The organism is Niveispirillum sp., assembly GCF_052437035.1.
In the GTDB taxonomy this organism is placed as follows: Bacteria; Pseudomonadota; Alphaproteobacteria; order Azospirillales; family Azospirillaceae; genus Niveispirillum.
In genome coordinates, this window is record NZ_JBQVOH010000007.1 from 292,550 (window position 1) to 303,945 (window position 11,396).

Genomic DNA, 11,396 nt, shown 5'->3' on the forward strand with positions numbered 1-11,396 from the left:
ATGGAGCCGACGGTGACAGCCCCCAACGGAATGAAACGCGGAGGATAGAATGCGTAGCAAGGTGATGCTGATGACCGGTCTGACCGTGGCCCTGCTGACCGGCGCCGCGCAGGCACAGCTGGTGGGTGGCGGCAATGGTGCTGCTGGTCTGGGCGGAACCGTGGGCGGCGTGGCCGGTGCCACGCTGGGCGGCACCGCCGGGGTCCAGGGCGGCCTCAACGGCGCCTCCACGCTGGACAGCGTCCGCGGCACCGGCAGCCATCTGCACCAGACCGCCACGACCCGCGCCGAACGCGCCGCCGCCAAGGCCAAGGAAACCGGCACCGCCACAACGGGCAAGGCCACGACGGAGGTGGGCACCGCCAAGGATGCTGCCACCGGCACCGTGACCAGCACCGCCAGCCAGGCCGCCGCCACCGGCAGCGCCGTGAAGGACAGCGTGGCGGGTACGGCCACCCAGGCCAAGGATGGCGTCACCAGCGCCGCACAGACCGGCGCGGCGCAGGCCACGGCCACCCCCGTCGCCCTGGCCGGCAAGGCCGATGCGGCCAAGGACGCGGCCATCGCCAAGACCGACACCAAGCCGGAGACCAAGCCCACGCAAGGCCAGCCGGCCCCCGCCGTGACGCCGGAACCGGCGGTGAAGGCCGCTGTGCAGGCCGATGCCAAGGCCAGCGCCGACGTGAAGACCACCAAGACCCCGTAAAGGCGGGCAGGGCGTTGGGAAAATGCGCCCCACCCCGACGTCCCGAACGCACGAATGCCCCGGCGGACCAACCGCCGGGGCTTTTGTGTGTGATGTTTTCCCTCAGGCGCCGGGCGCCGCCATCCGGCGGCTTGGCTCACGCGGCATGGGCCGCGCGGCGGCAGTCGCCGCCGAACCAAATCCCGATGAGTTCTACTCACCGGGATTTGGTATCAATCCTCCTGGAAGATCGCCTCAATGGGCTGTTCAAACAGGCGGGCGATGGCGAAGGCCAGGGGCAGGCTGGGGTCATAGCGGCCATTTTCCAGGGCGTTCACCGTCTGGCGCGATACGGCCAGCTTGTCCGCCAGATCCCCCTGGGACCAGCCGCGTTCGGCGCGCAGATCCTTCAATCGGTTCTTCATGTCCGGCCCCCTTCAGCGATAGCGGCGGCAGGCCAGGACATAGCCCAGAACCCACATCACATGCATCAGCGGCAGCACCGTGAACATCGACAGTTTCGGCCAGCCCTGACCCTCTAGGAAGCCGTAGGAGAAGGTGATCAGCGCCGTCATGGCAAAGCCGAAGGCCAGTCCCTCGAACTGCATGCGGCGCTGCATCTCATCCAGGCGGCGGATATAGCGCATGATCACCCACACCGTTGCCACCCCCGGCAGCATGGGCAGCAAGGCGACCGGAACCGACAATGCGTCCGGCACCCAGCCCCATTGCGCCGCCTTGTTCACCCCGATCAGAACGATGGCATAGGCCGTGATGCTGGCCAGCAATTCAAACACATAGCGTCGTGCGTTGGTCATGATTCCCTCCGTCATATGTAAAGCGTGCTTTCCATATGACGGAGGGAAATTGGCCTGTCAAGGGTGCTTTACATGGAAAGTAAACTTTCCATCATGCGCCCGGCTGCAGGGTCAGGGTCCAGCGTGCGGCACCCGGCAGAAACGGGGTCGGCTTGCCCTCCGCCCAGTCCTGATGACCGGTCAGGTAATAGGGTGACAGCGGGTGGCCGCTCTGGCTGCCGGGCATGTGGAAATAGCCTTCGCCCTCGCGCCCGGGCGACACGGCGAAGCGCTGGCTGGCGCCAAAGCCCGGCCCCTGCACGCGCGGCATCATGCTGTCGCCCGGCAGGCCTTGCTCGGGCGGATCGGTCAGCCAGCCGACGGGCGGCAGGATGCGGGTGAGGGGGTGGCGCACCTCCGCGACATTGCGGGCACCCCAGGTAAAGGCGGAAACCCCCTCTGCCTTGTCCACCTGATCGGCGACCTCGGCCAGGGCGGCATCGATCAGCGCCTCCCAATCCTTGTATCCGGGCGGTACCAGGGCTTCGGGCTTTTCGGTCAGCAGGCGGCGCAGGGGGCCTTCCTGCTGGGCGGTGGTGCGGTTGCGCGGCGGCGTGCCGTCGAGCCCCAGATAGGCGCTGTACAGTTTTTGAGAGAAGGCGAGGCGGAAGGCGCGGACCAGACGGTAGCCGACAGAGTCCACCGCCGCCCGTGCACCCCAGTCGCGCACCGGTCCCGTCAGGGAGGCCAGCCGCGCGTCACCCTGTCGGGCATTCAGGGCGGCCAGCATCTGCTCCTGCCAGAAGGACAGAACCAGGGCGCGATCATCCAGCTGGATGGACAGCATGTCGGCGGGGGTGAAGCGGTCGCGCGCGAACAGACCGTCACGGATCTGCCCCTGGCGTCCGCCCATATCGTAGCCGCCATCGCCCAGCCTGGCATAGGCCTCGCCGCCCACGATGCGGGCATTGGCGGTCCAGATGCGGTGATGGTCGGGATTGCGGATGGTCGGCACCTGATCGGGCGGCAGCATGCCGTTCCAGCCGCGCGTGCCATCGGCCCAGCTGGCGGGAAGGCTGCCATCCATGCCGAACCGGGCCGGCACCGACCCGATGATGGTCCAGGCGATATTGCCGGCGGTGTCGCCCACGACAAGGTTCTGCTGCGGCTGGCGCGCGGCATGGGCAATGGCGATGGCGGCATCGACGCTGTCGGCGCGTTCCAGGCCCAGCAGGCCCGTCAGGTTGATGCCGTCGGCCTCATGCGCGGTCCAGCGGACGGCGATTTTCGTGCCATCCGGCAGGGTTTCTACCACCGGACCCCAGATGCTTTCCTCCACCACCAGATCCTGGCAGTCGCCCCAGGCCGGGCAGATTTTCTCCGTGGTGCGAATCAGGTCCTTGGGCCCGTCGGGCGTCTGATACCGGCCCGGTGTACCGGGCACGGGGTCCAGCATCACGGCATCGGCGGTATCGATATAGGAATTGGTGTAGCCCCAGGCGACCTTGCCATTGCTGCCGGCCACGAGGGCCGGTGTGCCTGGCAGGGTGACGCCGGTCGCGTCCATGGCCTCAGGGCCGGCGGTGATGCGCAGGCGGGCGCGGTACCAGGTGCCGGGAACGGCGATGCCCAGATGCATATCATCGGCCACCAGGGCCGCGCCGCTCGCCGTCAGCGCCCCGCCCACGCCCCAGGCATTGCTGCCGATGGTGGGGCCGGGATCGGGGTCGACCAGAGCCGCCTTGCGCCCCTGCATGGGGATGGCGCTGGGCAGGGCCGGTTCCGGCATGACGGAACCGTCGATGGCCGCGTCGAGCGGGGTGCCGCGCGGATAGAGGAAATCCATCATTTCCGGCCCCAGCCTTTGCAGGTTCTGGGCGCGGATACGGTCGGTCAGCGCGTCCTCATCCTGCAAATCCAGATACATGGCATAGGCGGCCAGGATCGTATCCTCCGCCACCCAGGGCCGGGGGGATGCGAACAGCAGGCTATATTCGAAGGGGCGGCCCGTCAGGCCGGCCAGACCCTGGTTCACCCCGTCGGTATAGGCGGCGATCATCGCCTTCTGAACGGCGGGCAGGTTGGTCACCACCTGTTCGGCCCGGTGGCGCAGACGATGGATGCGCCGCGCCCGGTCGATCTCCAGCACCGGCCCGATGGGACCCAGCAGGCCCGACAATTCCCCCGACGCCGACCGGCGGATCAGGTCCATCTGGAAATAGCGTTCCTGGGCATGCAGAAAGCCCAGCGCGCGGGCCAGATCGGCCCGGCTTGCCCCCTCCAGGGTCGGCACGCCGCCGGCATCACGCGTAATGGCAACAGGCGCCGTCAGCCCCTTCAGCGGCAGCGATCCCTCCAGCGTGGGTTTGGAGACCGCCAGATTGACCGCAAAGGCCCCGGCAGCCAGCACCAGCGCCCCGCCGATCCCCGCTACCCCATAGCCCAGCACCCGGCCAATCCCGAACCCCGACCGCCGTCCATTACGCCTGCGTGCCAAGATACCCCCCGCTTGTCCTTATGATCGCGGGGCAGTTTCCCTTTCGGGAAGGGCGGGCGCAAGGGGATTGGGGCCGAAACGACAAAGGCCCCGCCGTTGCCGGCAGGGCCTTTGATCTTGGTGGAGCCAAGCGGGATCGAACCGCTGACCTCTACAATGCCATTGTAGCGCTCTCCCAGCTGAGCTATGGCCCCGAAACTTGTACGCGGCGTCTGGGTGACCGTCGCGGTGGGCGGCTTTATGGACAAAAGCGGGCGCGGATGCAAGCCCCTTGATCAGCGATCCGGGCAAGGCAGGCATGTGAAGGACCTCAAGCCTCGCCGCCGTCGGGACCCCAGAAAATGGCCCAGCAGGTGAAATCATTGCTGAAGCCGGTGAACCGGTGTTCCACCCCGGCTTCTACAAAGATCAGATCGCCGGGGCCAAAAGCCTGTGTCTGCCCCGCCTTTTCGAAGGTGCCGGTGCCGGTAACGACAACATACAGCTCATCCTGCTTATGCGGTCCCTGCTCGTCCCGGTTCTGCGGGGCATAGAGCCCGGCCTTCATGCTGCCATGGCGGATCATGTACTCGAACCGCTGAATACCGGTCCGGCCCGCGATGGCGGCCATGGCGCTCGCGGGGGTGAACAGAAAGGGCGGGGTCATGCGGGCACGCTCCGGCAGGCGATAGCCCGTTCAGCGAACAACATCGCAATGTCTCCCGCCAAGTCCCTGAATTGTCCCTGCCACATGAAAAACCCCGCCGGCGGCACCGGCGGGGTTCTCATCAACAAGGAGGGAGGGGAGGGTATCAGCCCACCGCTTCCTCGTCCTCGGCGTCGGCCACCGGGGCGGCGGCGACCTGTACCGGGGCCGGCTGCGGGGCCGGGGCGGCGGCCTTGGGTGCGGGTACTGCGGCATCGACGCCCAGCACCTGGATGGTGCCCGACAGCTGTCCGCCATTTTCCACTTCCAGCGTGCCGTAGCGGATATTGCCCGTGATGCGGCCTGTGGAGCGGACCTTCAGGGTGCCGCGCACCGTGATGTCGCCTTCGAAGCGGCCACCGATATCGGCCTCGTCAATCTCCACCGAGCCCTTGAACAGACCGGTATCGGTGATCTCCACGACATGGCCGTCGCGCAGCTTGGCCTCAACGGTGCCTTCGACGACCAGCACGTCGCAGGCGGCGATCTCACCCGACAGGCTGATATCGCGGCCCACGATCAGCTTGCGCATCTCCGCCGTGGCGGGGCTGTTGCCTTCCACGCCGGTGGGGGCGACACGCTTGGGCGGGCTGTTGGGAATATCGACGACGCGGCGCGGGATCTCCGTCTTCAGCGACGGGGCGGCAGAAGAAAGCGGGCCGCCGGGCGGGGTGGAGAAAGGCGTGTTCATCGTCGTCCTCGGGCTGGTTTCGGAACCGGTATCGGTGCTGGGTTCAACAATGGCGGAAGGAGTGGCCGCCGCCGGCTCCGCCGGGCGGAATCCGGCAGCGCTCCCACCCGCATCGGTCGGCGGTGCGGGCGGCACCGGCGGTTCGGGCGGGGTGGGCGTGGCCGGGGCCACGGGCGGTCTCTGGCGTCGGAACATGTTGTCTTGCCCCCTGTATCTCATCGGCTAAAGGCGGGGTTCACACAGATGCTGCAACCGGAAGATCACGCCGCATCCCTTCGACAAGATGGGCCATGAACGCCGCCGCCAGCACGGGCACCAGCAGATTGACGAGTGGAAGCGACGAAAGAAAGGCGATAATGACGCCCGCCGCAAAAAGTCCCATCCGCCGCTCGCTGCGCAGAAATTTCACCCCCATCGGGGTAAGCCGGCGGACGGCCACCAGCTCGAAATATTCCCGCCCAATCAGGTAACCGTTCACCAGGAACCAGACGAACAGGTTGACCACGGGCACGAAATAGAAGGGCAGGGCCAGCAGGTTGACCAGCACCACCAGGCCTAAGAACTTCAGCCCTTCCAGCACGGAGCGCCAGACGGGGATGCGCCGCGGTGGGGGCAGATGCGGGTAATGGCGGCGTTCCACGGCATCGACGATCCCATCCAGCATGGTGGAGGAAACGACGACCATCACGGCGGGAAACATCAGCCAGGCCAGCACCAGCCCCGCCACCCCGCCCAGCAGGTCGATACCCGTTTCCACCCAGCCGATATCGAACAGGGATGTATGGGTCAAAAGCCAGCCGAACCCGGTCAGCAGGACCGTAAACAGCGCAATCGTACCAAGGGCGGCGAAGATCAGGACGCGGGTAAAGGCGGGGTCGGGCAATTGCCCTACAGCGCGCGACAATTCCCGGATCATGTTATAGACTCCCCAATCACCCGCACCTATGCACCAGCACCATCCATATGGGGATGCATGGGCACTTGCCGCAAGACGCGGTCTGCCTATACTCCGCGCCAATTCTGATCGTTTTGTGGAGGCCATTCGTGGCGGCTGTTTATGATGTGGTGGGTCTGGGTAACGCGATCGTGGACGTGATCGCCAAGGCCGACGAAGAGTTTTTGACCGCCAATGGCCTGGTGAAGAACGCCATGCGCCTGATCAGCGCCGAAGAGGCTGATGCGCTGTATGCCAAGATGGGTCCGGGTCTGGAAATGTCGGGCGGGTCTGCGGGCAACACCATGGCGGCCCTGGCGTCGCTGGGCGGCAAGGGCGTGTTCGTGGGCAAGGTTGCCCATGATCAGCTGGGCAAGGTCTATCGCCATGACATCCGCGCCGCCGGCGTGGTGTTCGACACGCCCGACCTGACCGACGGCAAGCCCACGGGCTCCTGCCTGATCCTGGTGACGCCCGACGGGCACCGCACCATGAACACCTTCCTGGGTGCCTGCCTGGACCTGACGCCCGACGATATCGATCCGGCGGTGATCAAATCCTCGAAGGTCGTTTACATGGAGGGCTATCTGTGGGACCCGCCGGCGGCCAAGCAGGCCTTCCTGAAGGCAGCCGCCCTGGCGCATGAGGCGGGGCAGAAGGTGGCTTTGTCACTGTCCGACCCGTTCTGCGTGAACCGTCACCTGGACAGTTTCCGCGATCTGGTGAAGAACCATGTCGACATCCTGTTCGCGAATGAGAGCGAGATCGTCGCCCTGTTCGGTGGCGATTTCGACAGTGCCGCGGCCGAGGCGCGCAAACATGTGGAAGTGGCCGTCCTGACGCGGGGTGAGCAGGGGGCGACCGTCCTGGTGGGTGGGGAGACCTATTCGGTTCCCGCCGAGAAAGTGTCCCAGGTCGTGGACACCACGGGCGCGGGCGACCTGTTCGCCGCCGGCTTCCTCTATGGCTACACCCAGGGCCGCAGCCCGTCCGACTGCGCGCGCCTGGGTGCCATCTGTGCGGGTGAGATCATCACCCATTACGGTGCGCGGTCGGAGGTCAATCTGGCTGAGTTAGTGGCGTCCAAGGGGCTTTGATCGGCATCGTCGCATGCGCTGGCCCTTATGCGACCTACGAATAGCCGTAGGTCGCATAAGGGCCAGCGCATGCGACAGGCATTACCGCCTTAACCCGCGACAAAGATCCAGATATTCGGGATGGTCGGGCGTCAGCCAGCCATGGCGGATCAGGAAATCGATCACCGTCAGGTTGACGTTGAATTTCCAATCGTCGCTGTCGCGCACGCTTTGCGCCACGCGGGCGACGGGCCACAGCTCGAACCGTTCCACCTCGCCATCGGTGTTGCGAGGCACGAAGTCGGGCGGCAGTTCCAGATCATACAGAAACAGGACATCAGGCTTCAGCCCCTTGTCCTGTTCCATCAGATAGGTGATGGCCCCTACCGGAACCGCGCGCAGCGCCTGTTCCGCCGAAAGCCCCGCCTCTTCCCAGGCTTCCTTGATCAGATTGTCGGACAGGCTCAACCCCGCCGGCTGTCCGCCCGCCACCAGATTATCGTACTGGCCCGGCGCGACGCCCCGGTCCATGGCGCGCTTGCCCACCCACAGGTGGATGCCATCCGGCTTGCGCACGAAGCCGTTGACGTGCAGGCCATAGGCCGTGACCCCGAAGAACGGGATGGCCGCGCGGTCCAGCTCCATCAGGGCGGGATGGCCCCAGCCACCGGAGACTGTGTACATTTCCCGGCGCAGTTTCGGGATGGTCCCTTCCGCAACCAGCCGGTCCAGGGCGGCGGCCACCGCCCGCGTGCGCGACGGCGCATCGGTCAGGCCGGGATGCAGGCTGATCCCGCCCGCATCGGGGATGAAGGGCAGGCCCAGGGCCAGCAGCCGTTCCATGAAGCCAATCCGCACCTGCCCCACCGTGACACCGGCGATGGAGAAGGGCCGGAAGCCCGACAGGTCGTGGCGGTTGCAGGCCCGGATATGACGCAGGAAGCCTTGTGTCAGGGCAGGATCAACCATCAGGCGGCCTCCGTCACCGGGTCAGCGTGTTTGGGGGCCGGCACGCGCCGCATGGCCCAGGCGGCGACCAGCCCGGCCAGGGCCAGCATGGCGGCCCCGAAATAGAAGGGCATGCCGGGGATGGGGATCGTGGCCCCCTCCGCCGTGAAATGTTCGAACAGTTCGGCCCCGATCAGGGGGGCCAGGATGAAGGTCAGGCTCTGCATGCTGGCAAAGGCCCCCTGGACAGAACCCTGTTCATCGGCCCCCACGCTGCGCGCCACGATGCTCTGGATCGCCGGCGAACTGATCCCGCTCATCGAATGGACGGGGATGAAGGCGGCGAAGGCCGTGGCGCTGTTGGCCGCGCCATAACCGATATAGGCGGTGGATTCCAGGCTGATGCCCAGCAGGGCCGTGCGCGGCTCCCCCAGCTTTTTCACGATCCGGTCGATCAGCACGCCCTGCACCAGCACCGTGGTCAGGCCCACGGCGGCCAGCGACAGGCCGTTATCCAGCTCGCTCCACCCGAAACGCTTGGTCGTGTACAGCACCCAGACCATCTGCATCACGCCCATGGCCAGCACCATGCAGGTGCGGCTGGCGGCCAGGCCCAGGACGGCGGGATGCATGGCCAGTGCCCGCAGCGACCCGACGGGATTGGCGCGGGCCAGGCTGAAGGCGCGGCGGTTGGCAGGGGCCAGCGACTCGGGCAGGACCAGCAATCCGTAAAGGAAGTTCAGACCCGCCAGACCGGCCGCCATCATGAAGGGCAAATGCAGGTTGACCTCTGCCAATATGCCGCCCAGTGCCGGGCCCGTGATGAAGCCGACGCCAAAGGCCGCGCCCATCATGCCGAAATTCTTGGCCCGGTCCTGTGGCCCACTGATATCGGCGATATAGGCATTGGCCGCCGTCACATTGGCTGCCGTCAGCCCCGCCACCATCCGCCCCACCAGCAGCCAGACCAGACCTGGTGCAAACGCCATGAACAGCTGGTCTATCGCCATGCCCGCGATGGAGGCCAGGATCACCTTGCGCCGCCCGAACCGGTCCGACAGCGCACCCAGCACAGGCGCGAACAGGAACTGCATGATGGAAAAGGCGGCGATCATCGCCCCCATCCACCAGGCTGCCGACGCCTCGCTGACCGCGAACTGACGGATCAGCGATGGAAAGACCGGGATTGTCAGGCTGAAGGTCAACACGTCCAGAAGGACGGTGATCATGATGAAGGGGATGCCGGCCTGGCGGGGGGAGGATCGGGACATATGCTCTTCCGGCTGCGGTGCCGTGGCGTCTCATATCAGAAAGGCGACGGTGAGTCCCATCCAAGGGTGCGATGAATTGTTCCGCATTGCCCCTGGGCGGCGGCGCCATACCGCGCTATATGGTTGGGCATGAGCGGTTTCATGATCTTCCTCATGGTTCTGGCCATGATCGCCACGCTGGCTGTGCTGGTGATCGGGCTTTTCGCCATGGCGCGCGGCGGCGAATTCAACGCCAAATACGGCAACAAGCTGATGTGGTGGCGCATCCGGCTGCAGGTGGCGGCTGTCGTGCTGTTCGCCCTGGCCTTCATGGCCTCCTGACACAATCCCAGACAGCAGGTAGCGCCATGGTCCGCCTGACCCGCATCTATACCCGTGGCGGCGACAAGGGACAGACGTCGCTGGGCGATGGTTCCCGCGTGGCCAAACACGCGCTGCGCGTCGCCGCCTATGGCACCGTGGACGAGGCGAATGCCATCCTGGGGCTGGCGCGCCTGCATACGGGGGCGGTCAAGGATGACCCGATCCTGGCCGATGCCGATGCCATGCTGGGCCGTATCCAGAACGACCTGTTCGATCTGGGCGCCGATCTCTGCACGCCGGAGATGGAGAACCCGCCCTATCCGCCGCTCCGCATCGTCGATATCCAGGTCGACCGGCTGGAGGCGGAGATCGACCGCATGAATGCTGAGCTGGCGCCGCTGAACAGCTTCATCCTGCCCGGTGGCCGCCCCGCCGCCGCCTACCTGCATCAGGCTCGCACCGTGGCGCGGCGGGCAGAGCGGGAAATGACCGAGCTGGCCCTGACCGAGAATGTCGGCGCACCGGCCCTGAAATATATCAACCGCCTGTCGGATCATCTGTTTGTTCTTGGCCGTTGGGTCAATGACAAGGGGGCCGCCGACGTGCTGTGGGTGCCGGGCCTGACGCGCGGCGAAACGCCGGGCTGAATGCCCTGAACCTGCGCAAAACCCCCTTGAAATCCGCCGCGCGGCTGGTATCTTCCCATTACGTAAAGGGAAGATGATTGGCCGGTCAATGGCGCGCCACTGGTAACGAAATTACGTTTTTACGTTACCGGACGCACACTATTGACATGTGCAGCGCAGCAATCCTAAGGTCCGCCGCGATTAACGGGGCTGGACGGCAGGCGTTGATTGCCCAATCTTAAGGCCCAGGTTCGAATGAATGGCTGAATGCCAGGGTGAACAGGCGGGGACCATCCACCGCCGGCTATCATGCGAGGGGATCGCCAATGAAACTCCTAGTCGCCGTTAAGCGTGTCGTTGACTACAACGTCAAGATCCGCGTTAAGCCCGACGGAAGCGGTGTCGAGCTTGCGAATGTTAAGATGTCGATGAACCCGTTTGACGAGATCGCGGTTGAAGAAGCCGTGCGGTTGAAGGAAGCGGGCAAGGCGACGGAGATCGTGGTCGTGTCCATCGGCCCGGCAGCGGCGCAGGAGACGATCCGGACCGCGCTGGCCATGGGTGGCGACCGCGGCGTTCTGGTGCAGACCGATGCCGAGGTGCAGCCGCTGGCGGTGGCCAAGCTGCTGCGGGCCGTGGTGGCCAAGGAAGCGCCCGATCTGGTGATTCTGGGCAAGCAGGCCATTGATGATGACAGCAACCAGACGGGCCAGGCGCTGGCAGCATTGCTGGGCTGGGGCCAGGGCACGTTTGCGTCCAAGGTTGTGCCGGGCGATGGTGCGGTTGCCGTGACGCGGGAGATCGATGGCGGTCTGGAGACTGTGTCGTTGAAGCTGCCGGCGGTGGTGACCACCGACCTGCGCCTGAATGAGCCGCGCTATGC

At 65.8% G+C, this 11,396-nt stretch carries 13 protein-coding genes and 1 tRNA gene; 5 read left to right on the top strand and 9 right to left on the bottom strand.

Translation table 11 applies throughout. From position 1 onward, the window contains the following. Positions 1–49 precede the first annotated feature (49 nt). Positions 50–706 (top strand): hypothetical protein, encoded by a 657-nt coding sequence (locus ACT6Q8_RS18510; protein WP_444733462.1) that lies wholly within the window; start codon positions 50–52, stop codon positions 704–706. Between the two features lie 212 nt (positions 707–918). On the opposite strand, the gene ACT6Q8_RS18515 is transcribed toward ACT6Q8_RS18510, so the two are convergent. From ACT6Q8_RS18515 to ACT6Q8_RS18545, 7 genes are all read right to left on the bottom strand, one after another. Next, positions 919–1,110, bottom strand: coding sequence for a helix-turn-helix transcriptional regulator (locus tag ACT6Q8_RS18515; RefSeq protein ID WP_054167937.1), 192 nt, complete (start codon positions 1,108–1,110; stop codon positions 919–921). Between the two features lie 12 nt (positions 1,111–1,122). Then, positions 1,123–1,503 carry a hypothetical protein gene (locus ACT6Q8_RS18520; RefSeq protein ID WP_082372316.1) on the bottom strand — a complete coding sequence of 127 codons (381 nt, stop codon included), beginning with the start codon at positions 1,501–1,503 and terminating at the stop codon, positions 1,123–1,125. A 91-nt stretch (positions 1,504–1,594) separates the two neighbouring features. Next, complete coding sequence (locus ACT6Q8_RS18525) at positions 1,595–3,979, bottom strand: penicillin acylase family protein (protein ID WP_444733461.1); 2,385 nt, start codon at positions 3,977–3,979, stop codon at positions 1,595–1,597. A gap of 118 nt (positions 3,980–4,097) precedes the next feature. Next, a tRNA-Ala gene (locus ACT6Q8_RS18530) sits at positions 4,098–4,173 on the bottom strand. A gap of 116 nt (positions 4,174–4,289) precedes the next feature. Next, the gene (locus ACT6Q8_RS18535) at positions 4,290–4,625 is read right to left on the bottom strand and encodes a cupin domain-containing protein (RefSeq protein ID WP_444733460.1); all 336 of its coding nucleotides are present in this window, start codon (positions 4,623–4,625) and stop codon (positions 4,290–4,292) included. Between the two features lie 145 nt (positions 4,626–4,770). Continuing rightward, entirely contained in the window at positions 4,771–5,550 is a 780-nt protein-coding gene (locus ACT6Q8_RS18540; protein ID WP_444733459.1) for a polymer-forming cytoskeletal protein, read from the bottom strand. 40 nt (positions 5,551–5,590) lie between these two features. Then, positions 5,591–6,271: an EI24 domain-containing protein gene (locus ACT6Q8_RS18545; protein WP_054168132.1), complete on the bottom strand. Its 681-nt coding sequence runs from the start codon at positions 6,269–6,271 to the stop codon at positions 5,591–5,593. A gap of 128 nt (positions 6,272–6,399) precedes the next feature. Here ACT6Q8_RS18545 and ACT6Q8_RS18550 point away from each other — a divergent pair, with 128 nt between their 5' ends. Continuing rightward, the gene (locus ACT6Q8_RS18550; protein WP_444733458.1) at positions 6,400–7,386 is read left to right on the top strand and encodes an adenosine kinase; all 987 of its coding nucleotides are present in this window, start codon (positions 6,400–6,402) and stop codon (positions 7,384–7,386) included. Between the two features lie 81 nt (positions 7,387–7,467). On the opposite strand, the gene ACT6Q8_RS18555 is transcribed toward ACT6Q8_RS18550, so the two are convergent. After that, positions 7,468–8,334 (bottom strand): DUF4743 domain-containing protein, encoded by an 867-nt coding sequence (locus tag ACT6Q8_RS18555; protein ID WP_444733457.1) that lies wholly within the window; start codon positions 8,332–8,334, stop codon positions 7,468–7,470. Next, positions 8,334–9,584 carry a TCR/Tet family MFS transporter gene (locus ACT6Q8_RS18560; RefSeq protein ID WP_444733456.1) on the bottom strand — a complete coding sequence of 417 codons (1,251 nt, stop codon included), beginning with the start codon at positions 9,582–9,584 and terminating at the stop codon, positions 8,334–8,336. Before ACT6Q8_RS18560 ends, ACT6Q8_RS18555 begins: the two co-directional genes overlap by 1 nt. A 141-nt stretch (positions 9,585–9,725) precedes the next feature. On the opposite strand from ACT6Q8_RS18560, the gene ACT6Q8_RS18565 reads away from it, so the two are divergent. The 3 genes from ACT6Q8_RS18565 to ACT6Q8_RS18575 form a co-directional block, all read left to right on the top strand. Beyond that, on the top strand, positions 9,726–9,905 hold the full coding sequence (locus tag ACT6Q8_RS18565) for a twin transmembrane helix small protein (protein WP_245924069.1): 180 nt from the start codon (positions 9,726–9,728) through the stop codon (positions 9,903–9,905). Positions 9,906–9,931: 26 nt separating this feature from the next. Further along, the gene (locus tag ACT6Q8_RS18570; RefSeq protein WP_054168136.1) at positions 9,932–10,534 is read left to right on the top strand and encodes a cob(I)yrinic acid a,c-diamide adenosyltransferase; all 603 of its coding nucleotides are present in this window, start codon (positions 9,932–9,934) and stop codon (positions 10,532–10,534) included. Positions 10,535–10,839: 305 nt separating this feature from the next. Then, positions 10,840–11,396 (top strand): electron transfer flavoprotein subunit beta/FixA family protein (locus ACT6Q8_RS18575; protein ID WP_444739415.1); only part of this gene is annotated, 557 nt, incomplete at its 3' end.

Bases quoted from the DNA above. Each gene is read 5' to 3' on its own strand.
- ACT6Q8_RS18540 (WP_444733459.1), bottom strand. From the start codon at position 5,550: ATGTTCCGACGCCAGAGACCGCCCGTGGCCCCGGCCACGCCCACCCCG.
- ACT6Q8_RS18565 (WP_245924069.1), top strand. From the start codon at position 9,726: ATGATCTTCCTCATGGTTCTGGCCATGATCGCCACGCTGGCTGTGCTG.
- ACT6Q8_RS18560 (WP_444733456.1), bottom strand. From the start codon at position 9,584: ATGTCCCGATCCTCCCCCCGCCAGGCCGGCATCCCCTTCATCATGATC.
- ACT6Q8_RS18510 (WP_444733462.1), top strand. From the start codon at position 50: ATGCGTAGCAAGGTGATGCTGATGACCGGTCTGACCGTGGCCCTGCTG.
- ACT6Q8_RS18520 (WP_082372316.1), bottom strand. From the start codon at position 1,503: ATGACCAACGCACGACGCTATGTGTTTGAATTGCTGGCCAGCATCACG.
- ACT6Q8_RS18515 (WP_054167937.1), bottom strand. From the start codon at position 1,110: ATGAAGAACCGATTGAAGGATCTGCGCGCCGAACGCGGCTGGTCCCAG.
- ACT6Q8_RS18545 (WP_054168132.1), bottom strand. From the start codon at position 6,271: ATGATCCGGGAATTGTCGCGCGCTGTAGGGCAATTGCCCGACCCCGCC.
- ACT6Q8_RS18535 (WP_444733460.1), bottom strand. From the start codon at position 4,625: ATGACCCCGCCCTTTCTGTTCACCCCCGCGAGCGCCATGGCCGCCATC.
- ACT6Q8_RS18555 (WP_444733457.1), bottom strand. From the start codon at position 8,334: ATGGTTGATCCTGCCCTGACACAAGGCTTCCTGCGTCATATCCGGGCC.
- ACT6Q8_RS18570 (WP_054168136.1), top strand. From the start codon at position 9,932: ATGGTCCGCCTGACCCGCATCTATACCCGTGGCGGCGACAAGGGACAG.